This window comes from Thioalkalivibrio halophilus (genome assembly GCF_001995255.1).
Classification (GTDB): domain Bacteria; phylum Pseudomonadota; class Gammaproteobacteria; order Ectothiorhodospirales; family Ectothiorhodospiraceae; genus Thioalkalivibrio; species Thioalkalivibrio halophilus.
In genome coordinates this window covers 54,021-77,201 of the sequence record NZ_MUZR01000007.1, presented here as the reverse complement: position 1 = coordinate 77,201, position 23,181 = coordinate 54,021, and the positions used below count along the sequence as shown (strand labels likewise).

Genomic DNA, 23,181 nt, shown 5'->3' with positions numbered 1-23,181 from the left:
TTCCTCCCTAAGACATGACCCCGTCAGTACCGCGGGGATCCAGCGCGGAGTATATCGCGAGGGCGTCCGCCGTGGCCGCGACGTCGTGCACACGCAGGATGCGCGCCCCCTGCTGTGCGGCGAGCAGCGCGGCGGCCACGCTCCCGCTGCCACGCTCCGTCACCGGCCGCTGTCCCAGCAGGGCCCCGATCATCGACTTGCGCGAGACCCCGACCAGCACTGGCCAACCATCACCGACCAGGTCCGGGAGATGGCGAAACAGTTCCAGATTGTGCTCCAGCGTCTTGCCGAAACCGAAGCCCGGATCCACCACCAGACGGTCCGGCGGCACCCCCGCGGCCTGCAGTGCACTGCAGCGTGCGTCGAGGAACGCCCGGACCTCGGCGGTCACGTCGCCGTAATGCGGGGCGTGCTGCATGGACTGCGGCTCGCCCTGCATGTGCATCACGCACAGGGCCACGCCGTGCTCCCGGGCGGCCGCCACCGCCTCCTCCTCGGCGCCCGGCCGACGGAAGGCATTCACGTCGTTGAGCATGGCCGCGCCCGCCCGCACCGCGTCGCGCATGATCTCCGGCTTCATGGTATCGACCGAGACCGGCAAGGAAACCTCCGCCGCCAGCGCCTCCAGCACCGGCAGCACGCGACAACGTTCTTCCGCGAGCGACACCGGTTCGGCCCCCGGGCGGGTAGATTCCCCGCCCACGTCGATCAGATCCGCGCCCTCGTCCTGCATCTGCCGCGCACGGGCCACGGCCCGATCCACGCGGTCATGTGCGCCACCGTCCGAGAAGGAATCCGGCGTCACGTTGAGGATACCCATCACCCGCGGGCGATCGAAGGCCAGCGGACCGGCCGGGCCATACAGCAGTGTGGGTGCCGTTGGAGCCGTCATCAGTCCTCCCATGAAAGCGAAACACGGCAACAGAAAAGGCCGCCGCGACAGAGCCACGGCGGCCATGATGATGCGCGGGCAGCCCCCCGGAGTGCGGCGGAGCCGAACGTCGATCAGGACTGCGGCGCGGGCCCGCCGACCACCCCACGGTCGCTGTCGCTGTCGCGAGAATCGTCAGAGCCGTCCCCGGCCTCGCCTTCACCGGCCGGAGTGCCGGCATCGTCGCCGCCGGAGGAACCATCGTTCCAGTCGGCGGGTTCACGCGGCTCGCGACCGGCCATGATGTCCCCGATCTGCTTGTCGTCGATGGTCTCGTACTTCATCAGCGCGCCCGCCATCGCGTGCAGCTTGTCGAGATTGTCTACCAGGATCTGACGCGCATGGTTGTAATGGGTATCGATAATCTTGCGCACTTCCTCGTCGATCGCGTTGGCGGTGTCGTCCGACATCTGCTTCGGCTTGCCCATCGACGGTCCGAGGAAGGACTGCTGTTCGTCTTCGCCATAGTCCAGCGGTCCCAGCTTCTCCGACAGGCCCCACTTGGTCACCATGTTGCGCGCGATCTGCGAGGCCTTCTCAATGTCGTTGGATGCCCCCGTGGTCACCGATTTCTCGCCGAAGATGATCTCCTCGGCCAGGCGCCCGCCGAACAGGCTGGCGATCTGGCTCTCCAGCTTGGTCCGGGAGTGACTGTAACGATCCTCCTCCGGCAGGAACATGGTGACACCCAGTGCCCGGCCGCGCGGAATGATGCTGACCTTGTACACCGGGTCGTGCTCGGGGACCGTCAGCCCCACGATCGCGTGCCCGGCCTCGTGATAGGCGGTCAGCTTCTTCTCGTCCTCGGACATCACCATGGAGCGGCGCTCGGCGCCCATCATGATCTTGTCCTTGGCGCGCTCGAAGTCGCTCATGTCCACCAGGCGCTTGCCGGCGCGGGCAGCGAACAGCGCCGCCTCGTTGACCAGGTTGGCCAGGTCCGCACCGGAGAAGCCCGGCGTGCCGCGCGCGATCTTGTGCGGGTTCACGTCTTCCGCGATCGGCGTCTTCTTCATGTGCACGTTGAGGATCTGCTCGCGACCGCGCACGTCCGGCGGCGGCACCACGACCTGACGGTCGAAGCGGCCCGGACGCAGCAGCGCCTGGTCCAGCACGTCGGGACGGTTGGTCGCGGCGATCACGATCACGCCCTCGGTGCCCTCGAAGCCATCCATCTCGACCAGCAGCTGGTTGAGGGTCTGCTCGCGCTCGTCGTGACCGCCACCGCCCATGCCGCCGCCGCGCTGACGCCCGACGGCGTCCAGCTCGTCGATAAAGATGATGCACGGGGCGTTTTTCTTGGCCTCGGCGAACATGTCGCGCACGCGCGAGGCGCCCACGCCCACGAACATCTCGACGAAGTCGGAGCCGGAGATGCTGTAGAACGGCACCTTGGCCTCTCCGGCGATCGCCTTGGCCAGCAGGGTCTTCCCGGTACCCGGGGAGCCGACCATCAGCACGCCGCGCGGGATCTGGCCGCCGAGCTTCTGGAACTTGCCCGGGTCCTTGAGGAAGTCGACCAGCTCCACGACCTCGTCCTTGGCCTCGTCGCAGCCGGCCACGTCGGCGAAGGTAACCTTCACCTGATCCTCCGACATCAGCTTGGCCTTGGACTTGCCGAAGGACATCGCGCCCTTGCCGCCGGCACCACCGCCCTGCATCTGCCGCATGAAGTAGATCCACACGGCGATCAGCAGCAGGATCGGGAACCAGCTGATGAGGATACTCATCAACAGGCCGCGCTCGGCCTCCTCCTCGGCGTTGATCTCCACGTTGTGGTTGAGGAGATCGCCGATCAGCCCCGAATCGTTGGGGTTAACAGTGGAGAAGCGCTCGCCGTCAGCCATCTGCCCGGAGATCTTGTCACCTTCGATGGTGACGCTGTCCACGCGACCGCTCTGCACCTGCTGGATGAACTCCGAGTAGGTGATGCTGCGCGTCGCCTGCTGCTCGGGATCGGGCGCGAAATTGTTGAAGATGGACATCAGGACGACGGCAATCACCGCCCAGATGATCAGATTCTTTACCAGGCCATTCAAAACGACACCTCAAAAGCTGTGCTGGGCCGAACGCGTATGCGTGGATACTAATGGATCGTTACACATCCCGTGGGTTCCGCGCCAATACGTACACTTCGCGTGAGCGGGGCCGCGACGCCTTCGGCTTGCGCACCTTCACCTGTGCGAAACACCGGCGCAGCTCCGCAAGGTAGGCATCCGAGCCTTCCCCCTGGAACAGCTTGACCAGAAACGCGCCATTCGGTTTCAGGACGCGCAGCGCCAGATCCAGCGCCAGCTCGCACAGATGGATCGAACGCGGCTGGTCAACGGCATCCGTACCGGTAAGATTGGGGGCCATGTCGGAAAGCACAAGATCCGCACCCTCGCCGCCCAGGGTCTCGAGGATGCGGTCCAGCACTTCGTCCTCGCGGAAATCCCCGGTCACGACCTCCGCGCCGGGGACCGGGTCCATCGGCAGGATGTCGGAGGCGACCAGCACGCCCTTGCGCCCGATGCGACCGGCCGCGTACTGGGTCCAGCCCCCGGGAGCCGCCCCCAGATCCACCACGCGCATCCCGGGCCGCAGGAGACGGTCGCGCTGGTCCAGCTCTTCCAGCTTGAAGACCGCGCGACCGCGATACCCCTCCTGCTGCGCGCGCTGCACGTACGGGTCATCGAAATGCTCCTTCAGCCAGCGCTGACTGGAGCGACTGCGCTTAGGCATCGCCCGCACCCCGGTTTCGTGCCGGCGGCGGCGTGCTACACTCGTACCGTTTCAAAACGAAGCAAGCCTCCCGTGAATCTGACTGACGCGCAACGCCGCCATCTGCGCAGCCTCGCCCACCCGCGCAAGCCCGTCGTGACCCTTGGTCGCCACGGCCTGTCCGAGGCAGTGCTGGCCGAACTGGAACAGGCGCTGGCCCATCACGAACTGGTCAAGGTAAAGGTCGGGATCGGCGACCGTGACGCCCGCGCCGAGGTCATCCACGACATGTGCGAGCGCACCGGCGCGGAGCTGGTTCAGCGCATCGGCCACGTGGCCACGCTGTTCCGGCGCAACCCGGAGGCGCCGAAGGTCAGCCTCGAGCCCGTCAGTTGACGTAACGCACCTCGAGAATCTCGTATTCCGTCTCGCCGCCGGGCGCCTGAACGGTCACGATGTCGCCCTCTTCCTTGCCGATCAGCGCCCGGGCGATCGGCGAGGACACCGAAATCATGTTCTGCTTGATATCGGCCTCGTCGTCCCCGACGATCTTGTAAGTCACCTCGCGCCCGTCCTCGGTGGCCTCCAGCACCACCGTCGTGCCGAACACCACCTTGCCGGTCTGCGGCAGGGCGGTCACGTCGATGATCTCGGCATTGGACAGGGTCGCCTCCAGCTCGCGGATCCGTCCCTCGATGAAACTCTGCTGCTCGCGCGCCGCATGGTACTCGGCATTTTCCTTGAGGTCCCCGTGCTCACGCGCCTCGGCGATCGCGTTGACCACTTTCGGCCGGTCTTCGGCCTTCAGGCGCCGCAGCTCTTCCTTCATCTTCTCGGCGCCGTTCAAGGTAAGCGGTGTCTTCTTCATGAACCCAACCCTCCTGCTCGGTTCTCCTGGTGGAGCGACTGCAAGCGGAACACCTCGCTGCCCTCCAGATGGTCCAGTGCCTGGACCGTGGCCCGGGCCCCGGCGATGGTGGTGGTATAACCCACCTTGTGCATCAGGGCCTCGCGCCGAATGGTGTAGGAATCGGCAGTCGACTGCTTGCCTTCCACCGTATTGATGATAAAGCTGACCTCGTCGTTCTTGATCATGTCGACGATGTGCGGGCGCCCCTCGGTGACCTTGTTCACGCGGGTCACGGCGATGCCCTGTTCTTCCAGCAGCCCGGCGGTGCCCCGGGTGGCCAGCACCTCGAAGCCCAGCTCGACCAGCCGCCGGGCGATCCCGGTAACCTCCGGCTTGTCGATGTCGCGCACTGACACGAAGGCCTTGCCGGTGGACGGCAGCAGAACGCCCGCACCCAGCTGGCTCTTGGCAAAGGCCTCGGCAAAACTGCGGCCCACCCCCATCACTTCGCCCGTGGACTTCATCTCCGGCCCGAGGATCGGATCCACCCCGGGGAACTTGGCGAACGGGAAAACCGCTTCCTTGACCGAATAGTAGTCGGGGAACACCGCGCCGCCGACGCCCTGCTCGGCCAGCGAGGTTCCGGCCATGCAGCGCGCGGCGATCTTGGCCAGCGGCAGACCGACGCTCTTGGACACGTAGGGCACGGTGCGCGAGGCACGCGGATTGACCTCCAGGACGTAGATGTCGTCGCCCTTGACCGCGAACTGGGTGTTCATCAGACCGACCACGCGAAGGCCCACGGCCATCTTGCGCACCTGATCCACCATGCGCTCCTGCAGCTCCAGCGACAGCGAGAACGGTGGCAGCGAGCAGGCGGAATCTCCGGAATGGACACCGGCCTGTTCGATGTGTTCCATCACCCCGCCGATGAATACGTCCTGGCCGTCACAGACGGCGTCGATGTCGACCTCGATCGCGTCGTCGAGGAAACGGTCCAGCAGCACCGGCGCCTCGTTGGAGACCGAGACCGCGCTTTGCATGTAGCCGCGCAGGTCCTCGCGGTCACGCACGATCTCCATCGCGCGCCCGCCCAGCACGTAGGACGGACGCACCACCAGCGGATAGCCGATCTCGTCGGCCAGCTTCTCGGCCTCTTCCTCGCTGCGCGCAGTGCGGTTGGGCGGCTGCTTGAGCCCCAGCTTGTTCAGCAGGGCCTGGAAGCGCTCGCGGTCCTCGGCCAGGTCGATCGAGTCGGGGCTGGTGCCGATAATCGGGACCCCGGCATCCTCCAGGTCGCGCGCCAGCTTCAGCGGGGTCTGCCCGCCGTACTGCACGATCACGCCGGTGGGCCGTTCGGTCTCCACGACTTCCAGCACATCCTCCAGCGTCAGCGGCTCGAAATACAGCCGGTCGGAGGTGTCATAGTCGGTGGAAACCGTCTCCGGGTTGCAGTTGACCATGATGGTCTCGTACTGGTCCTCACGCATGGCGAGTGCGGCATGCACGCAGCAGTAGTCGAACTCGATGCCCTGGCCGATGCGGTTGGGACCCCCGCCCAGCACCATGATCTTCTGCCGGTCGGTCGGCTCCGCCTCGTTCTCCTCCTCGTAGGAGGAATACATGTATGCGGTGGTGGTGGCGAACTCGGCCGCACAGGTGTCCACCCGCTTGTACACCGGGCGCACGCCAAGACGATGACGGTGCTTGCGCACGGCCTTCTCGGTCTCGTTCAGCAGCCGGGCCAGGCGCAGGTCGGAAAAACCGCGCTGCTTCAGCCGATACATCTCCTCGGCATCGATCTCACCGAGGATGCGGTCGCGCACCGCCTTTTCCAGATCCACCAGCTCCTGGATCTGCGCCAGGAACCAGGGGTCGATGGCAGTCAGTTCGAAGATGTCCTGCACGCTGAAGCCATGGCGGAAGGCGTCGGCCACGTACAGCAGCTGGTCGGGCGTCGGGTTGGCCAGTGCGGTGCGCAAGCGTTCCACCACATCCTGCGCATCGAGATCGATGCGCTCGTCCAGTCCGTCCATGCCGGTCTCCATTGAGCGCAGCGCCTTCTGCAGGGACTCCTGGAAGGTCCGGCCGATGGCCATGGCCTCGCCCACGGCCTTCATCTGCGTGGTCAGCTGCGCCTCGGCCTGGGGGAACTTCTCGAACGTAAAGCGAGGGATCTTGGTGACCACGTAGTCAATCGACGGCTCGAACGACGCCGGGGTGAGCCCGCCGGTGATCTCGTTTTTCAGCTCGTCGAGGGTGTACCCCACCGCCAGCTTGGCGGCGACCTTGGCGATCGGGAAGCCGGTCGCCTTGGAGGCCAGCGCGGAGGAACGCGACACCCGCGGGTTCATCTCGATCACGATCATGCGCCCGTTCTCCGGGTTGATCGCGAACTGCACGTTGGAGCCGCCGGTCTCCACGCCGATCTTGCGCAGCACCGCCAGCGAGGCGTCGCGCATGATCTGGTATTCCTTGTCGGTCAGGGTCTGCGCCGGGGCCACGGTGATCGAGTCGCCGGTATGGATCCCCATCGGGTCGACGTTCTCGATCGAACAGATGATGATGGCGTTGTCCGCCTGGTCGCGGACCACCTCCATCTCGAACTCTTTCCACCCCAGTGCGGATTCCTCCAGCAGCACCTGATTCACCGGCGAGAGGTCGAGCCCGTTCTTGACGATGTACTCGAACTCCTCGCGGTTGTAGGCGATGCCGCCGCCGGAACCACCAAGCGTGAACGACGGCCGGATGATCACCGGGAAGCCGATGCGCGGCTGGATCTGCTGCGCCTCTTCCCAGGAATGCGCCAGCTCCGCGGTGGGGGTGTCCAGGCCGATGTCGGCCATCGCGGCCTTGAAGTGATCGCGGTCCTCGGCCATGTCGATGGCCGCCTCGTTGGCGCCGATCATCTCCACGCCGTGCTTCTCCAGCACCCCTTCGCGCGAGAGGTCCAGCGCGCAGTTCAGCGCGGTCTGTCCGCCCATGGTCGGCAGCAGGGCATCCGGCTGCTCGGCGGCGATGATCTTCTCCACCGTCTTCCATTCGACCGGTTCGATATAGGTGGCATCCGCCATCTCCGGATCGGTCATGATGGTCGCCGGGTTGGAGTTCACCAGGATCACCCGGTAGCCCTCCTCGCGCAGGGCCTTGCAGGCCTGGGCGCCGGAGTAATCGAACTCGCAGGCCTGGCCGATCACGATCGGGCCGGCCCCGAGGATCAGGACGCTCTGGATATCGGTACGCTTGGGCATGAGGCCCTCTCGCTGGCTGTCGGGTCAGGATTCGGGTTCGGCGGACGGCACGCGGGGCGCGCCGCCGGGATTCTCAGGCGCGGACGGCGCGCATCATCTCGACGAAATCGTCGAACGCCGCGGACACGTCATGCGGCCCCGGGCTCGCCTCCGGGTGGCCCTGCAGGCTGAACGCCGGACAGTCCGTCCGTGCGACCCCCTGCAGAGTACCGTCGAACAGCGAACGGTGGGTCGGCGTCAGGGTCCCGGGCAGACGGTCCTCGTCGATCGCGAACCCGTGGTTCTGCGAAGAGATCATCACGCGTCCGCTGGCCTCGTGACGAATCGGGTGGTTGGCGCCGTGGTGGCCGAATTTCATCTTCACGCTCTGCGCCCCGCTGGCCAGCCCCAGCAGCTGGTGCCCCAGGCAGATCCCGAACAGCGGCACACGGCGTTCGCAGAAACCGCGAATCGCCTCGATTGCGTAGGTGCAGGGTTCAGGGTCCCCCGGCCCGTTGGACAGGAACACGCCATCGGGGGACAGCTCCATCACCTCCTCCACCGAGGTCTCGGCCGGGACCACGGTCACCCGGCAGCCCCGGTCCACCATCATCCGCAGGATGTTCTGTTTCATTCCGAAGTCGTAGGCGACCACGTGATACTCGGCCGCGTCCGGGCTCAGCTGCCGCGGCTCCCCGCCCAGCTGCCAGGTGCCCTCCAGCCACTCGTAGCGCTTGCGCGTGGTGACTTCCCGGGCCAGGTCCATGCCCTTGATGCCGGGGAACTCGCGGGCGGCGGCCAGGGCCGCGGACTCGTCCACCTCGCCTGCCTGGATACAGCCGTTCTGCGCGCCCTTCTCTCGCAGCAGACGGGTCAGCCTGCGGGTATCAATGCCGGAAATGGCCACGATCCCGTGGCGCAGCAGGTAATCCGGGAGCGATTCGCGCGAGCGGAAATTCGACACCAGCGGCGGCACGTCGCGCACGATCAGCCCGGCGGCCTGCGCCCGCGACGACTCGTCGTCCTCCGGGTTGGTCCCTGTGTTGCCGATATGCGGATAGGTCAGGGTCACCATCTGCCGCGCATACGAGGGATCCGTCAGGATCTCCTGATAGCCGGTCATGGCGGTGTTGAACACCACCTCGCCAACCGTCTGGCCGAGGGCGCCGATCGCCTGACCATGGAACACGGTGCCATCTTCAAGGACGAGCAGGGCGGGCGCGGGCACGGGCGAACCTCCGGCAGGGGATCATCAAACGGGATGTAACAAGTGTACGCCAGGGCCCAAATCCCCGTCCAACGCGGCGTCACAGCTCGCGCAGGCCGAGGACATCCTGCATATCGAAAAGCCCGGGGCCGCGTTCGCTGGCCCACACCGCCGCACGTACCGCCCCGGATGCGAAGATCCCGCGGTCCGAAGCCTTGTGGGTAATCTCCACCCGCTCGCCCTCGCCGGCGAACAGCGCGGTGTGCTCGCCGACAATGTCGCCGCCGCGCACCGTGGCAAAGCCGATGGTGCTGCGCTCGCGCGCGCCGGTGTGACCCTCGCGGCCGTACACCGCGTCCTGCTCCAGGTCGCGCCCCAGGGTGTCGGCCACGATGCGCCCCAGGCGCAGCGCGGTGCCCGACGGGGCATCCACCTTGTGCCGGTGATGGGCCTCAAGGATCTCCACATCAGTGCTGTCGCCCAGGGCGCGCGCCGCCAGCTCCACCAGCTTGAAGGTCAGGTTGACCCCGACGCTCATGTTGGGGGCATACACGACCGTATGCTCCCTGGCCGCCTCGCGCAGCGCCGCCTCCTGCGTCGCATCCAGGCCGGTGGTGCCGACCACCAGGGTGCGCCCCGCCCGGCGGCAGATCTCCAGGTGCTCCATGGTGGCCTCGGGGCGGGTGAAATCGATCAGCACGTCGAAATCCCCGGTCACCGTGCCCAGATCCTCCACCAGGTGCACGCGGCCGGCCGTATCCACCGGCTGGCCGATGGCCTCGCTGCCGGGGCGTTCGCTGGCCGCACCCAGCTCCGCCTGCGGGTGTTCCTCCACCGCGCGCACCAGGTTCTGGCCCATGCGCCCGGCGGCGCCCGCGACTGCTACTCGGATCATGATCGTTGCGTCCTCCTGTCAGTTGCACAAAGCCTACGCGAGCCCCGGCGATGCGTCAGCCCGCCCGGGTCCGGGCCGCCACTCGCCGGTGGCGCCAGTGGCCGAACAGCGAGGCCACTACCCCGGCTGCCGCCAGCCCCGCGGCCAGCACGTAGACCGAGGCCGAGCCCACGCCGTCCCACAGATAGCCGGCGGCCAGACTGCCCAGCGCACCTCCGATGCCGAAGGCCAGCGACGAATAAAGCGCCTGTCCGCGCCCCTGCAGCCGGCCGGGGAAGAAATAATGGATCAGCGAGATCGCCGCCGCGTGATACACCCCGTAGCTGAAGGCATGCAGGGTCTGGATGAACAGCAGCATCGGCAGTGACTCCGGCACCGCCGCCAGCAGCGACCAGCGCAGCGTGGTCAGCACCAGCGCCAGGGTCACCAGGAACCACGCGCCGAAACGCAGGATCAGTCGCGGCGTGATCAGAAACAGGAACACCTCGGCCAGCACGCCCAGGGCCCACAGCTGCCCGGCCATCGAGCGGGAGAAACCCGCCTCCTCCACGTACAGGGTGAAGAATGCATAGTACGGCCCGTGACTCGCCTGCATGAAGAAACACGCCAGGAACAGCCCGATGACCTCGGGCCGCCGCAGCACGCTCCCGATCGACGGCACGTTGTTCTCGGCCACCTCGTCACGCGGCGGCTCCGGGACCTGCAGCGTGCTGACATACAGGCCGACGAACAGCAGCAGCACCAGCCACGGCAGCCAGGCCACGTCGATGTAGTCGAACAGCCAGCCCAGCGAGGCCACCGCCACGATGAAGCCCACCGACCCCCACAGCCGCACCAGCGCGTAGCGGTGGCTGTCGCGCCCCAGGGTGCGCAGGGTGGTGGCCTCGAACTGCGGCAGGATCGCGTTCCAGAAGAAGCTGAACACCGCCATCACCGCCGCCAGCCACCAGTAGCCGGAATACAGCAGCACCCCGGTGAAGGCGATCAGCCCCGCCAGCGCCCCCGAGCGCACCAGCGGCATGTGGGTGCCGGTACGATCCGCCAGCCATCCCCACACATTGGGCGCGATGATCTTGGTCGCCAGCACGATCGCCATCAGCTCGCCGATCTGCGAGCCGGAGAACCCCAGCTCGGACAGATACGGCCCCCAGTAGGGCATGAACGCCCCGATGGTGGCGAAATAGAAGAAGTAGAAGCTGGACAGGCGCAGATTGGGCGTCACGACCGGAACCACGGATAACGCTCCGTGCCGGATCCGGCACGGAGGGTGAAAACGCTGAAAGGAGCCGGGACTCGACCCCGGGCATCGACGCCGGAGCCGGAGCGATACCCGGACTCGGGTCCCGGGCCTTCCCCGGGATGCGGGCCGCGGTCCGGCACGTCGGCATTCTGACCGCGATGGCGCAACGCGTGATCGGCCAGCACCAGCGCCGTCATCGCCTCGGCGATGGGCGCGGCGCGGATGCCCACGCAGGGGTCATGACGCCCCTTGGTCACCACCTCCACCGGCTCGCCGGCGGTGTCGATGCTGCGGCCCGGCAGGCGGATCGACGAGGTCGGCTTGAGCGCCAGGTTCGCGCGCAGCGCCTGACCGGTGGAGATCCCGCCCAGCACGCCACCGGCATGGTTGGACAGGAAACCGTCCTCCGGGGTGATTTCGTCGCGGTGCTCGGTGCCGCGCTGGGCCACGCTGTCAAAGCCGGCCCCGATCTCCACGCCCTTGACCGCATTGATGCTCATCAGGGCGTGGGCCAGCTCGGCGTCCAGGCGGTCGAACACCGGCTCGCCCCAGCCGGCCGGGACCCCCCGGGCTTCCACCGTCACCTGCGCCCCGATGGAATCCCCCGACTTGCGCAGCTGGTCCATGAATTCTTCCAGCTCCGGGACCCGGTCGGGATCCGGGCAGAAGAACGGGTTATCTTCGGTGCGTGCGAGGTCCTTCTCCTCCAGCCCCAGCGGCCCCAGCTGCGACAGCCAGCCCTGGATCACGATGCCGTAGCGCTCCCCCAGGAAGCGCCGGGCCACCGATCCGGCCGCCACCCGCAGCGCGGTCTCGCGCGCGGAACTGCGTCCGCCCCCGCGATAGTCGCGAACGCCGTACTTGCGGTGGTAGGTGTAGTCCGCGTGTCCCGGCCGGAACTGGTCCTTGATCTCGCCGTAGTCCTTCGAGCGCTGATCGGTATTCTCGATCAGCAACCCGATGGGGGTGCCGGTGGTCACGCCCTCGAACACCCCGGACAGGATGCGCACCTGGTCCGGCTCGCGCCGCTGGGTGGTATGACGCGACTGACCCGGACGCCGCCGGTCCAGGTCCTTCTGCAGATCGGCCTCGGTGAGCGGGATCCCGGGTGGGCAGCCGTCCACGACCCCGCCCAGGGCCGGTCCGTGACTCTCGCCGAATGTGGTGACGACGAACAGTCGTCCAAAGCTGTTTCCTGACATGGCGCCAGTTTACCGCCAGCCGCCGGGGATGTCGCCCGCCCATGGAAGCGACCCGGGTACCACCACCGGAATCCGCGTCGCCGTCCTTTCGTCTATGCTCCTGTCACTCAACCGCAAGGAGTTCTCCATGACCCGTCTGCAATCGCTCCGCCGCACCGCCCTGGCCACCGTCCTGAGCGGGATGCTGGGCTTCGGCGGCTCGGCCGCGGCCGACGTCTACACCGAGCTGCCCAGCCTGAACCTGGACCTGGCCCAGGAGCTGGCGATGGCCACCGTGCAGTCCTGCCGCGACGACGGACACCAGGTCAGCGCCGTGGTGGTGGACCGCAGCGGCAACGATCGCGTCGTCATGCGCGACGACCGGGCCGCACCGCAGACCATCTCGATCGCCGGTGACAAGGCCCGCGCCTCGGTCATGTCCGGCCTGGACTCCGGTGACTTCGTGGCCAACCGCGAGGATATCCGTGACGAAATGAACAACGTCGACGGCATCCTGATGCTGGACGGGGCCATCCTGATCGAGGCCGCCGGCCGCATGCTCGGTGCGGTGGGGGTCTCCGGCGCCCCGGGCGGCGATCTGGACCGCGCCTGCGCCGAACAAGGCATGGAGGCGATCCGGGAAGAACTGGACTTCGCCATGTAACCCTGCAACCGGAGACCATCGCATGAGCGAACATTCCGACCCGCACGGACACTCGCCGGACACCGGCGCCAACGTCCCCCGCATCCACCCGGTGGAGGCCCGGGAGCGCCTGCGCGAACGGCCCCGGGATCTGCTGGTCGATGTTCGCTCGACCATGGAATTCCTGTTCGTCGGCCACCCGGTGGGGGCCGTGCACATCCCGTGGATCGACGAACCGGACTGGACGGTGAACCCGGACTTCGTGCCGCAGGTGCGCAAGCTGCTGCTGGGCGGGGCCATGGACACCGCCGAGGACGCCCCGTCGGTGTACCTGATCTGCCGCAGCGGAAAGCGCACCCTGGCGGCCGCCGAGGCCCTGCTGCAGGCCGGGGTGCACAACGTGTATTCGGTGGAAGAGGGTTTCGAGGGTCCGCTGGACGAGCAGCACCACCGTTCCACCGTGGGCGGGTGGCGTTACCACGGCCTGCCCTGGGAGCAGTGCTGATCCGCGCCCCTCCGGTGCGGCTTCAGTCCGCGGGCAGGTCCTCTGCCCGCACCACGAACACCCCGTGACCGCCGGCCTCGAAATCCAGCCACACCATCGGGATGTCGTGGAACGCATCCTCTACGGCCTCCTGGCTGTTGCCGACCTCCACCATCAGCACCCCCTCGTCGGTCAGATGCCGGCGCGCGCCGGCGAGGATGCGGCGCACGATGTCGAGACCGTCTTCCCCGGCCGCCAGCCCCAGTTCGGGTTCGTGGCGGTATTCGTCCGGGAGTTCGGCCATGTCGCGGGCGTCCACGTACGGCGGATTGGTCACGATGAGATCGTAGCGATCCTCCGGCCCCAGCCCTTCGAAGACATCGCTCTCGACCAGCCGGACCCGGTCCTCCAGCTGGTAACGCGCCACGTTGTCGCGCGCCACCGCCAGCGCATCCGGCGAGATGTCGGCCAGATCGACGCGCGCCTGCGGCAGCACCAGCGCCACGGCGATGCCGATGCAGCCCGCGCCGGTGCCCAGGTCCAGCACGCGCTCCACGGCGTCCGGATCCACCCACGGTTCGAACCCCGACTCGATCACTTCGGCGAAGGGTGAACGCGGTACCAGCACGCGCTCGTCCACGTGGAAGGGCAACCCGGCGAACCACGCCTCGCGCGCCAGATAGGCCGCCGGCTTGCGCGACTGGATGCGCTCGCGCAGCAGGCCCTCGACCCGTTCGCGCTCCGCCTCGGTCAACCGGCTGTCCCACCAGTGCGCCTCCAGGTCCAGCGGCAGGTGCAGCGCGTGCAGGGTCAGCCAGGCGGCTTCGTCAAAGGCGTTGTCGGTGCCGTGCCCGAAGGACAGCCCCGCCGCACGGAACTGCGACGCGCCGTAGCGAATGAAGTCGCGCAGGGTGAGCAAACCGGTACCGGGTTCCATTTTCACACTCCGGGAGGGGTTGAAGGGTCGTCATGATAAACCGCGACCGGCATCATGCACCCGATCCCACGCCACGAGAACCCCATGAGCGCCGTCGATCCCTGGCTTGCCCGCCTGTCCCACGCCCTGCCCCATCACGCCCTGTCGCGGCTGGTGCACCGGCTGGCCCGCATCGAGTCCCCGCGCGTGCAGCCGCTGCTGCGTGCCTTCGTCCGCCGGTTCGGGCTCGACATGAGCGAGGCCGCGGAGCCGGACATCGCCGCCTACCCCAGCTTCAACGCCCTGTTCACCCGCGCCCTGCGCGACGGGGTACGCCCGCTGGAGGGCGATCCCGCCACCGTGGTCAGCCCGGCGGATGCGCGGGTCAGCGCCAGCGGGCGCATCGAGGCCGGGCGCATCTTCCAGGCCAAGGGGCACGACTACTCGGTGGAAGAACTGCTGGGCGGCGAGAACGACCTCGCGGTGCCATTTCGCGACGGGCATTTCGTCACCCTGTACCTGTCCCCGCGCCACTACCACCGCCTGCATATGCCGCTGGACGGCACGCTAACCCACGCGATCCATGTCCCCGGGCGGCTGTTTTCGGTGGCCCCGCGTATCGTGCGTCACGTGCCGCGCATCTACGCCCGCAACGAGCGCGTGGTGGCGCTGTTCGACACCCGCTTCGGCCCTATGGCGACGGCCCTGATCGGCGCCCAGAACGTGGGCTCGATCGAGACCGTATGGGCCGGGGAGATCACGCCGCCCGCGGCCCGCGAGGCCAGCTGCGTGACCTGGCCGGAACGCGACATCGCACTGGAGCGCGGCGCGGAGATGGGCCGCTTCAACCTGGGGTCCTCGGTGGTCCTCCTGCTGCCCCCGGGCCCGCTGGAACTGGAACCGGCGCTGACGCCCGAAACCGAGGTGCAGGTTCGCAGCGCCCTGGGCCGTTACACCGGCCGGGACTGAGCCAACCCCGCGGGCACTTCAGGCGCGTCCCCAGGGGAAATCGATCACCCGCCGGATATCGTCCTCGCCCAGCAGGCGCATCAGCAGGCGGTCCACCCCCAGCGCCACCCCGGCGCAGTCGGGCAGTCCCGCCTCCAGCGCACCCTCCAGGAACGGATCGGCCGCGGGTTCCGGCTGGCCGCGCGCGCGCCGCCGCGCCCGGTCCTGCTCGCGGCGCCGGCGGAATTCCACCGGGTCGGTCAGCTCGAAGTAGCCGTTGGCCAGCTCCAGATCGCCCCAGTAGACCTCGAAACGCGCGGCACAGCCGGGACGCTCGCGACTGCGCCGCGCGAGGATCGCCTGATTTTCCGGATAGTCGTGCAGGATGGTGATACGTCCCGGCGGGAACCCGGGCACCACGCACAGCGACATCAGCGCATCCAGCCAGGCATCGCGGTCCAGTTCGCCGTGGACGGTCAGGCCGCGCTGCGCGGCCACGGCCTGCAGGCGCGCCGCGTCGTCGTGCAGCGCATCGACGCCCAGCGCCTCGTCAAGCAGGTCCGGGTAGGCGACGACCCGCGGCTCCGGGGCGGGCGCGTGCCAGGCCGGGTCCGCCGCAGCGACCTCCTGCAGCAGGGTCACCACCTCGTCGGCCAGCGTCCGGTCGTCGAACCCGAGGCGATACCATTCCAGCAGGCTGAACTCGGGGTTGTGGCGGGCACCGCTTTCGCCGCCGCGGAACACCCTGGCGATCTGGTAGATGTCCCCGGAGCCGTCTGCCAGCAGGCGCTTCATCGGGTATTCCGGCGAGGTCTGCAGCCAGCCCCCCTCGCGCCCGCCGGCGCCATCGCCGGCCTGCGCATGCCAGCTCTCCATGGCGGGGTCGAGGACCGTGCCCCGGCCGAGGATCGGGGTCTCCACCTCCAGCACGCCGCGGCGCGCGAAGAAGCCCCGCAGTTCGGCCAGCAGGCGGGCCCGGGCCACGCGCGACCCGGCGGCCCGCGGCCGCCAGTCCGACACGGACGCCGGATCAGACGCGCGAGACGTATTCACCCTTGCGGGTGTCCACCTTGATGGTTTCACCCTCCTCGACGAACAGCGGCACCTTGACCACCGCGCCGGTCTCCAGGGTGGCCGGCTTGGTCCCGCCCTGGGCGGTGTCGCCGCGGATGCCCGGGTCGCACTGGGTGATCTGCAGCTCGACGAAGGCCGGGGCCTCCACCGACAGCGGCTCGCCGTTCCACAGGGTCACGGTGCACATGTCCTGTTCCTTCAGCCACTGGTCGGAGCCGTTGAGCGCGGCCTTGCTCACCGCATACTGCTCGAAGCTCTCCGGGGTCATGAAGTGCCAGAACTCGCCGTCGTTGTAGAGATACTGCATCTCGGTCTCGAGCACGTCGGCGGCCTCCACCGACTCGCCCGACTTGAAGGTCTTCTCCACCACGCGCCCGGTGCGCAGGTTGCGCAGCTTCACGCGGTTGAAGGCCTGCCCCTTGCCCGGCTTGACGAACTCGTTCTCCACGATCGACATCGGATCGCCGTCCAGCAGGAGTTTGAGACCGCCCTTGAATTCGTTGGTACTGTAGGTTGCCATTGCGCGTAGTCCTCGAGGGTTTCCAGCCAGTTCTTCCAGCCGTTCAAACAACGCGGGCCGGCCGTCCCGCCGGGAACCGACCATGCCCAAAAATCCGATCATGATAACGCGTACGCCGCCGGCAACCCATACGCCCCCCTGGCAGCGCGCGCTGGCCACCGCAATCCGCGACCCGGCCACCCTCGCCCGGCGCCTGTCCCTCGCCCCGGAGCACCTGCCCGGGATGCACGCCGGCCACGCAAGTTTCCCGATCCGCGTGCCCGAGAGCTGGCTCGCACGCATCGCGCCCGGCGACCCGGCGGACCCGCTGCTGCGCCAGGTGCTTCCGCTGGCGGAGGAGGCCGACGAGGTGCCCGGCTTCGTCGCCGACCCGGTCGGCGACCATGACGCGCTGGCGGCTCCGGGCGTGGTGCACAAGTACGCCGGACGCGCCCTGCTGCTGACCACCGGGGCCTGCGCCATCCACTGTCGCTACTGCTTCCGCCGCGAATTCGACTACGCCGACCACAACCCGGCGCGCGACGACTGGGGCCCGGCGCTGGACTATCTCGCGGCGCACCCCGACATCCACGAGGTCATCCTCAGCGGTGGCGATCCCCTGAGCCAGTCCGACACCCGGCTGGCGCGTCTGGTAGCGCGTCTGGAAGCCATTCCTCACGTCGAACGCCTGCGCATCCACACTCGGCTCCCGGTGGTGTTGCCGGAGCGGGTGGACGACGCCCTGCTGGACTGGCTGGGCCGGGGACGCCTGCAGCACGTGCTGGTGCTGCATGCCAACCACCCGCGTGAATTCGCGGCCCCCGCCGATCGCGCCCTGGAACGCCTGCGGGCGAGCGGCATCGCCCTCCTCAACCAGGCCGTACTGCTCGCCGGCGTCAACGACGACGCCGACACCCTGGTCGACCTGCAGGAAACCGGGTTCCGCCACGGCGTGCTGCCCTACTATCTGCACTGCCTCGATCGCACCCGCGGCACCGCCCATTTCGAGGTCGGAGCGGAGCGTGCTGCCGTGCTGTACGCGGAGATGCACCGCCGTCTGCCGGGCTACCTGCTGCCGCGCCGGGTCCGCGAGATCCCCGGCGAGCCGGGAAAGACCCCGCTCGGGGGGAACACGCCTGAATAATCCCCCGACAGACGCCAATGCGAAACAATCGTCATTCCCCGACTTTTACCCCGACTTTTGATCGGGTACCTTCTGGGGATATCCCACTATTGCCGGAACAGGCCATGATCGATTCGGATGCCGTCTTTCCACCCCTGCCCGAGACCGAACCCGAGCCGGAGGGTTTCCCGCCGCACACGGTCAGGGCCCTGCGTACGTGGTGCGAAGATCTGCCCCGCGCCGACCGCGAGGCGGCCATCGAAAAGCTCTGCGCCGTTCTCGGCTCCCTCAACCGGGTCGCGCTCAAGCCCGGCGTGCGGGACGAACTAGCAGACCTCATCGAAGAACATCTGCTGCCGCTGATCCCGGAAGTCGAACGCGGCCTGCGTCGCCGGCCGCTGCCTCTGGCCAACCGCAGTCTGCATCGTGCCCGGATCTTCGGCGACGCCCTGCGCGAACTGGCCAACATGCACCTTCTGCTGACCCCGGTCAGCGTGCCCAGCAACAAGGCATCGCGCGAAAAGGCCGTTCCCCACCTGCAGGCCGCCGTGGATGCCCTGGCCGCGCTGGCCATCCATCACTGGCGCCTGTACCAGCCGCTGCCGCGGGGGCTGTGGCGACAGATCTACGGCCTGCTGTTCTTCGCCCGTGAGCTGGGCGTGGATCAGCAAAAAGCGCTGCGCCGGGAGGCCATCAGCCCGCTGGACCCCGACACCATCGACGCCACCACGGCACGCCTGTTCGTGCTGGGCAGCACCGGCGTCAACGCGCTGGAGATCGGCGACATCGACCTCCTGGCACGCTGGATCGCCGAGCTCCCGGTGCACGGCAGCGCGACCCCGAATCCGGAGGAGCACCCGGATCTTCCGGTGCTGCGCGCGGACCTCGATACCGATCACCCGCCCGGCCTCGTACTGCGCAACCTGCCGGCCGGAGAAAACAGCACGCATGTTGAACTCGGCCCCCTGCTCGAAGCCCTGCGCAACCAGCCCGAATCGCTGGACCCCGCACGCCGGGCCGACGGTCGCACTCTGGCCGAGCGCATGCTGCGCCTGTGGTCGCGCCTGCCCACCCGCCGCCACTCGCGCGAAAGCGTCAACGAACAACGCTACTGCCTGTTCGGCCTGACCCGCATCCAGGCCTACATGCAGGCGGCACTGGACAGCCGGCAGGGCCCTGCCCGGCCGGCACCCACCGATACGGCGACAACCGAGGCCCCGCAAGACGACGACGTTCATCCCGATGGACGACCGGCCACGGTTAACGTGATTCAGATGTCGGATGCTGCGCGCGCCGACAGCGGACTGAGCCTCAGTGACGGCCACCGTTCCACGGAGCCCGACGACGATCCGCACCCCCTGGCCGACCAGGGTACCGACCGGGCCGGCCACGCCTGGGAGGACGTTGGCCGGGGCCTGGAAATCGCAGACCACGAAGAGCCAAAGGCCCCGATCGTCAAGCGCCAGCAGCCGGAGCACTGGCAGGTCGAGGACATCGGCGCCGGCGGTGTCCGCCTGCGCCTGCAGAATCCGCAGCAGACACTGTTGATCGGGGATCTGGTCGGACTGCGCGAACAGGACCCCGGTCAGATCGGGTGGACCGTGGGCGTGCTGCGCTGGATCCGCTTCGAAACCGACGACGAGATCAGCATCGGCGTGGAATATCTCGCCCAGCGCTGCATGCCGGTCCTGGTCCAGCTGTATCGCGCCGGCCGTGCCGTGCGCGAGCCACGACCGGGGCTGTTCGCGCCGGTCCGCATCGGTCAGGAGGGGGCGGCACTTATGCTGCCGGCACAGGAACTGGATCACGAACAGCGCCTCGTGGTCTGGCTCAACGGCCGCGCACGCGTGCTGGCTCTGGACGCAGAGCGCACGGGCACTACACTGTTCACGGAAGTCGGCTGCCGCATGACCGATATCGAGCTGGACGAGGCCCCGACGGACGAACCGGGAACCCCGGATGCGGGAGATGCGCTCTCCCTGGACCCGCATTAACCGAGTGCCCCCACTTCCATGATCGAATCCATTCGCGTCCTCTTCGTGACCGCCAATCCCAACCTGGCGGAACAGGTCATCAGCAGCATCCGGTCCCGCGGGTGCGCGGTGCGCCCGGAACAGGTCGATGACGGCGAGGGTCTGACCACGGCGCTGCGGGAAACCCGCTTCGAGGTCGTCGTCTTCACCGAACCTGGTCTCAATCTGGCGCGCAGCGACGTGGATGCGGCCCTGCAGGCCAGTGGCCGCCGCACCCCCCTGGTCCTGATGACGGAACGCCCGGAGGAGGAACGCCTGCCCGACTACGAGGCCGGTGTATTCGCCGTGGTGGACCATCAGCTGGTGGAGCTCACCGCGATCCTGACCCTGCGTGCGGCCGACTCGCTGCATTTGCGACAGCAGATCAAGCGCATGGAGAACTCGCTGCAGGAGTCCGAGCGGCGCAGCCAGCTGCTGCTGGACAACTCGCGCGACGCCATCGCCTACATCCATGACGGCATGCATGTGTACGCCAACGCCTCCTGGCGCGAACGCTTCGGCGTTGACGATCCCGACGACATCGAGGGTCTGCCGCTGATGGATCTGGTCGCGCCGGACAGCCGCGACGACCTCAAGCGCTTCCTGCGCAGCTACCAGGAGGGCAGCGAGGAGGCCATGGCGCAACATTTCCAGTTACGCACGCTGGACGGCGAGGCCTTCGAGGCGGAGCTGCACCTGTCCTCCACGACCGTGGAAGGCGAGGCCGCGACCCAGGTCCAGCTCAGCTCCGGCGAAGACAAGGAGCTGGCGCAGAAGATCGATTATCTGTCACAGCGCGACCTGGTCACCGGCCTGTACAACCGGCAGTACTTCCAGGACGCCATCGAAACCACGCGCACGCGGGCCGCGGAAACCGAAAAGCCCTTCGCCCTGCTGACCGTGGCGGTGGACCATTTCCCCGAAATCCGCGCCAACGCCGGGATGTCCGGGGCCGACCTGATGCTGGCCGACGTCGGCCAGATCATCGAGAGCCATTTCCCGGAAACCGCGGTGATCGCACGGCTGGAGGCCGAACGCTTCGGTGTGCTGCTGCCCGAAGCCCAGCAGGCCGCCGCAGAAGAACGCCTGAATGCGCTGCAGGAGGCCATCGCCTCGCGGGTGTTCGAGGTGGGCACGCTGTCCACCCACGGCAGCGTTTCGGCCGGCGGGGTCATCGCCGACGAGACCGCGCCGGACACCGAGGAACTGCTGGCGCAGACCGACCGTGCACTGGAAGACGCGGTGAAGGCCGGTGGCGGCACCCATCGCTTCTACCGCCCCGCCGAGGGCGAGCTGACCCAGGCGCAGCTGGATCAGCAATGGAAGAACCGCATCCTCGAGGCGCTGGAAGAGAACCGTCTGGAGCTGCGCTATCAGCCGGTGGTCAACCTGCACGGCGCCGACCGGCCGCGCTACAGCGTGTTCGTACGCCTGCTGGACGCCGACGGCACGGTACACGAGCCAGTGGAATTCCTGCCCAGCGCCGAACGCACCGAGGTGGCGACCCGGATCGACCGCTGGATCCTGCGCCATGCCCTGGCGGTGCTGGCCCGGCAGCTGAAGAAGGACTCGCGCACGCAGTTCTTCCTCAAGCTGACCAACGGTTCGCTGGGCGACCCGTCCGTCCTGACCTGGCTGAACGACGACCTGCACGCCCTGCGCATCCCCGCGGACAACGTGGTGGTGGAACTCAAGGAACCGACCATCGTCACCCATCTCAAGCCGGCGATGAACGCGGGCCGCGGGCTGAAGGAAATGCACAGTCACCTGTGCGTGGACGATTTCGGCAACGGCCTCAAGCCGTTCCAGCTGCTGCAACACCTGGATGCCGACCACATCAAGCTGGACGCCTCGTTCGTCAAGAACCTCGCCGAAAGCGAGGAAAACCAGGAGACGATCCGCGAATATACCGAGGCCGCCCACGCCAAGGGCAAGCAGGTCATCGTCCCGCACATCGAGGACGCCTCCGCGCTTGCCGTGCTGTACGGCCTCAACGTCAACCTGGTGCAGGGCTTCTTCCTGCAGGCCCCGATGCCCGAGCCGGACTTCGACTTCGAGTCCGTCTGAGGCAATCGGGGCCGGCTCGCGCCCCTATTTCGACCAGAACTTCAGGTCGTCGAAGAACGAGCGCACCCCGTCGAAGAAGGAGTGTTCCTTGGGGCTGTGCTTGGTGCCGCCGGCCCGGGTCTCTTCTTCGAATTCCTGCAGCAGTTCCTTCTGCCGTTTGGTCAGGTTAACCGGCGTCTCCACCACCACGCGGCAGATCAGATCGCCCACGCCGCCACCGTGCACCGATTTCACGCCCTTGCCGCTGACGCGGAACTGCTTGCCGCTCTGGGTCTCCGGCGGGATCTTGAGGTTCACGCGGCCGTCCAGCGCCGGCACCTCCAGCTCGCCGCCCAGAGCGGCGGTGGCGAAGGAGATCGGGACCTCACAGTGCAGGTCGTTGCCGTCACGCCGGAACAACTGATGCGGCTTGACCCGCACCTGCACGTAGAGATCCCCCGGCGGGCCCCCGTTGAGTCCGGCCTCGCCCTGCCCGGACAGGCGGATGCGATCGCCGGTGTCCACTCCGGCAGGGACCTTGACGTCCAGGGTGCTCTGTTCCTGCACCCGGCCCTGGCCGCCGCAGGCCTTGCAGGGCGTGGGAATGATGCGTCCGCTGCCGTGGCAACGCGGGCAGGTCTGCTGCACCGAGAAGAACCCCTGCTGAATACGGACCTGGCCCATGCCATTACAGGTCGGGCAGGTTTCGGTGGAGGTCCCGGGCTCGGCCCCCGACCCGTCGCAGGCCTCGCAGGAACTGGTGGTCGGGATCCGGATCTGCACTTCGGTCCCGAAGACCGCTTCCTCCAGCGTCAGCTCCAGGTTGTACTGCAGATCGGAGCCGCGGTAGGCACGCTGCCCGCCGCGACCACCGCCGCCACCGAAGATGTCGCCGAAGATGTCCTCGAAGATATCGCTGAAGTTGGACCCTCCGGCACCGCCGCCGAAGCCGCCGGCGGCCGAGCCGTCCACACCCGCGTGGCCGTAACGGTCGTAGGCCGCCCGTTTCTGATCGTCGCTCAGGACGTCGTGCGCCTCGCGAGCCTCCTTGAAACGGGCCTCGGCATCTTCATCCCCGGGGTTGCGGTCGGGGTGATACTTCATCGCCAGACGGCGAAAGGCTTTCTTGATGTCGGCGGCAGAGGCGTCCTTCGACACCCCCAGCACCTCGTAGTAATCGCGTTTTGCCATGATCGTTT

Annotated in this window: 19 protein-coding genes and 1 pseudogene; 7 read left to right on the top strand and 13 right to left on the bottom strand. The window is 67.8% G+C overall.

Features of this window, described 5'->3' with window-relative positions:
* Positions 1–7: 7 nt before the first annotated feature.
* The 3 genes from folP to rlmE all read right to left on the bottom strand — a co-directional run bounded on the left by folP (position 8) and on the right by rlmE (position 3,655).
* Complete coding sequence (gene folP, locus B1A74_RS02495; protein ID WP_099049984.1) at positions 8–892, bottom strand: dihydropteroate synthase; 885 nt, start codon at positions 890–892, stop codon at positions 8–10.
* Positions 893–1,005: 113 nt separating this feature from the next.
* Positions 1,006–2,970 carry an ATP-dependent zinc metalloprotease FtsH gene (ftsH, locus tag B1A74_RS02490; protein ID WP_077243673.1) on the bottom strand — a complete coding sequence of 655 codons (1,965 nt, stop codon included), beginning with the start codon at positions 2,968–2,970 and terminating at the stop codon, positions 1,006–1,008.
* Positions 2,971–3,028: 58 nt separating this feature from the next.
* The gene (gene rlmE, locus B1A74_RS02485; RefSeq protein WP_018869969.1) at positions 3,029–3,655 is read right to left on the bottom strand and encodes a 23S rRNA (uridine(2552)-2'-O)-methyltransferase RlmE; all 627 of its coding nucleotides are present in this window, start codon (positions 3,653–3,655) and stop codon (positions 3,029–3,031) included.
* 72 nt (positions 3,656–3,727) lie between these two features.
* Here rlmE and yhbY point away from each other — a divergent pair, with 72 nt between their 5' ends.
* Positions 3,728–4,030: a ribosome assembly RNA-binding protein YhbY gene (yhbY, locus tag B1A74_RS02480; RefSeq protein WP_018946365.1), complete on the top strand. Its 303-nt coding sequence runs from the start codon at positions 3,728–3,730 to the stop codon at positions 4,028–4,030.
* Here the strand turns inward: yhbY and greA are convergent.
* The 6 genes and pseudogenes from greA to aroC all read right to left on the bottom strand — a co-directional run.
* Positions 4,023–4,502 (bottom strand): transcription elongation factor GreA, encoded by a 480-nt coding sequence (greA, locus tag B1A74_RS02475; RefSeq protein ID WP_018869971.1) that lies wholly within the window; start codon positions 4,500–4,502, stop codon positions 4,023–4,025. The genes yhbY and greA overlap by 8 nt on opposite strands.
* On the bottom strand, positions 4,499–7,735 hold the full coding sequence (gene carB, locus B1A74_RS02470; RefSeq protein WP_018946366.1) for a carbamoyl-phosphate synthase large subunit: 3,237 nt from the start codon (positions 7,733–7,735) through the stop codon (positions 4,499–4,501). Before carB ends, greA begins: the two co-directional genes overlap by 4 nt.
* Before the next feature lie 73 nt (positions 7,736–7,808).
* On the bottom strand, positions 7,809–8,942 hold the full coding sequence (carA, locus tag B1A74_RS02465) for a glutamine-hydrolyzing carbamoyl-phosphate synthase small subunit (protein WP_077243672.1): 1,134 nt from the start codon (positions 8,940–8,942) through the stop codon (positions 7,809–7,811).
* A 79-nt stretch (positions 8,943–9,021) separates the two neighbouring features.
* Positions 9,022–9,816: a 4-hydroxy-tetrahydrodipicolinate reductase gene (gene dapB, locus B1A74_RS02460; protein WP_077243671.1), complete on the bottom strand. Its 795-nt coding sequence runs from the start codon at positions 9,814–9,816 to the stop codon at positions 9,022–9,024.
* A 55-nt stretch (positions 9,817–9,871) separates the two neighbouring features.
* Entirely contained in the window at positions 9,872–11,038 is a 1,167-nt protein-coding gene (locus B1A74_RS02455) for an MFS transporter (protein ID WP_026288908.1), read from the bottom strand.
* A 128-nt stretch (positions 11,039–11,166) separates the two neighbouring features.
* A pseudogene (gene aroC / locus B1A74_RS02450) lies at positions 11,167–12,258 on the bottom strand (chorismate synthase); the annotation flags it as partial.
* 94 nt (positions 12,259–12,352) lie between these two features.
* On the opposite strand from aroC, the gene B1A74_RS02445 reads away from it, so the two are divergent.
* The gene (locus B1A74_RS02445; protein ID WP_077243670.1) at positions 12,353–12,901 is read left to right on the top strand and encodes a GlcG/HbpS family heme-binding protein; all 549 of its coding nucleotides are present in this window, start codon (positions 12,353–12,355) and stop codon (positions 12,899–12,901) included.
* A 22-nt stretch (positions 12,902–12,923) separates the two neighbouring features.
* On the top strand, positions 12,924–13,385 hold the full coding sequence (locus tag B1A74_RS02440; protein WP_077243669.1) for a rhodanese-like domain-containing protein: 462 nt from the start codon (positions 12,924–12,926) through the stop codon (positions 13,383–13,385).
* A 22-nt stretch (positions 13,386–13,407) separates the two neighbouring features.
* Here B1A74_RS02440 and prmB read toward each other — a convergent pair whose 3' ends face one another.
* Positions 13,408–14,301: a 50S ribosomal protein L3 N(5)-glutamine methyltransferase gene (prmB, locus tag B1A74_RS02435; protein ID WP_018946373.1), complete on the bottom strand. Its 894-nt coding sequence runs from the start codon at positions 14,299–14,301 to the stop codon at positions 13,408–13,410.
* Positions 14,302–14,385: 84 nt separating this feature from the next.
* On the opposite strand from prmB, the gene asd reads away from it, so the two are divergent.
* Positions 14,386–15,249 carry an archaetidylserine decarboxylase gene (asd, locus tag B1A74_RS02430; RefSeq protein ID WP_018946374.1) on the top strand — a complete coding sequence of 288 codons (864 nt, stop codon included), beginning with the start codon at positions 14,386–14,388 and terminating at the stop codon, positions 15,247–15,249.
* A gap of 18 nt (positions 15,250–15,267) precedes the next feature.
* Here the strand turns inward: asd and epmA are convergent, their stop codons facing one another.
* Both epmA and efp read right to left on the bottom strand, forming a co-directional pair.
* The gene (gene epmA, locus B1A74_RS02425) at positions 15,268–16,248 is read right to left on the bottom strand and encodes an EF-P lysine aminoacylase EpmA (RefSeq protein WP_077243668.1); all 981 of its coding nucleotides are present in this window, start codon (positions 16,246–16,248) and stop codon (positions 15,268–15,270) included.
* 10 nt (positions 16,249–16,258) lie between these two features.
* The gene (gene efp / locus B1A74_RS02420; RefSeq protein ID WP_018869982.1) at positions 16,259–16,822 is read right to left on the bottom strand and encodes an elongation factor P; all 564 of its coding nucleotides are present in this window, start codon (positions 16,820–16,822) and stop codon (positions 16,259–16,261) included.
* Positions 16,823–16,922: 100 nt separating this feature from the next.
* Here efp and epmB point away from each other — a divergent pair, with 100 nt between their 5' ends.
* From epmB to B1A74_RS02405, 3 genes are all read left to right on the top strand, one after another.
* Positions 16,923–17,945: an EF-P beta-lysylation protein EpmB gene (gene epmB / locus B1A74_RS02415; protein ID WP_425274668.1), complete on the top strand. Its 1,023-nt coding sequence runs from the start codon at positions 16,923–16,925 to the stop codon at positions 17,943–17,945.
* Between the two features lie 104 nt (positions 17,946–18,049).
* On the top strand, positions 18,050–19,918 hold the full coding sequence (locus B1A74_RS02410; protein ID WP_077243666.1) for a hypothetical protein: 1,869 nt from the start codon (positions 18,050–18,052) through the stop codon (positions 19,916–19,918).
* Positions 19,919–19,936: 18 nt separating this feature from the next.
* Positions 19,937–22,003 carry an EAL domain-containing protein gene (locus B1A74_RS02405; protein WP_077243665.1) on the top strand — a complete coding sequence of 689 codons (2,067 nt, stop codon included), beginning with the start codon at positions 19,937–19,939 and terminating at the stop codon, positions 22,001–22,003.
* 24 nt (positions 22,004–22,027) lie between these two features.
* Here B1A74_RS02405 and dnaJ read toward each other — a convergent pair whose 3' ends face one another.
* Positions 22,028–23,173: a molecular chaperone DnaJ gene (gene dnaJ, locus B1A74_RS02400; protein ID WP_028491342.1), complete on the bottom strand. Its 1,146-nt coding sequence runs from the start codon at positions 23,171–23,173 to the stop codon at positions 22,028–22,030.
* Positions 23,174–23,181 lie beyond the last annotated feature (8 nt).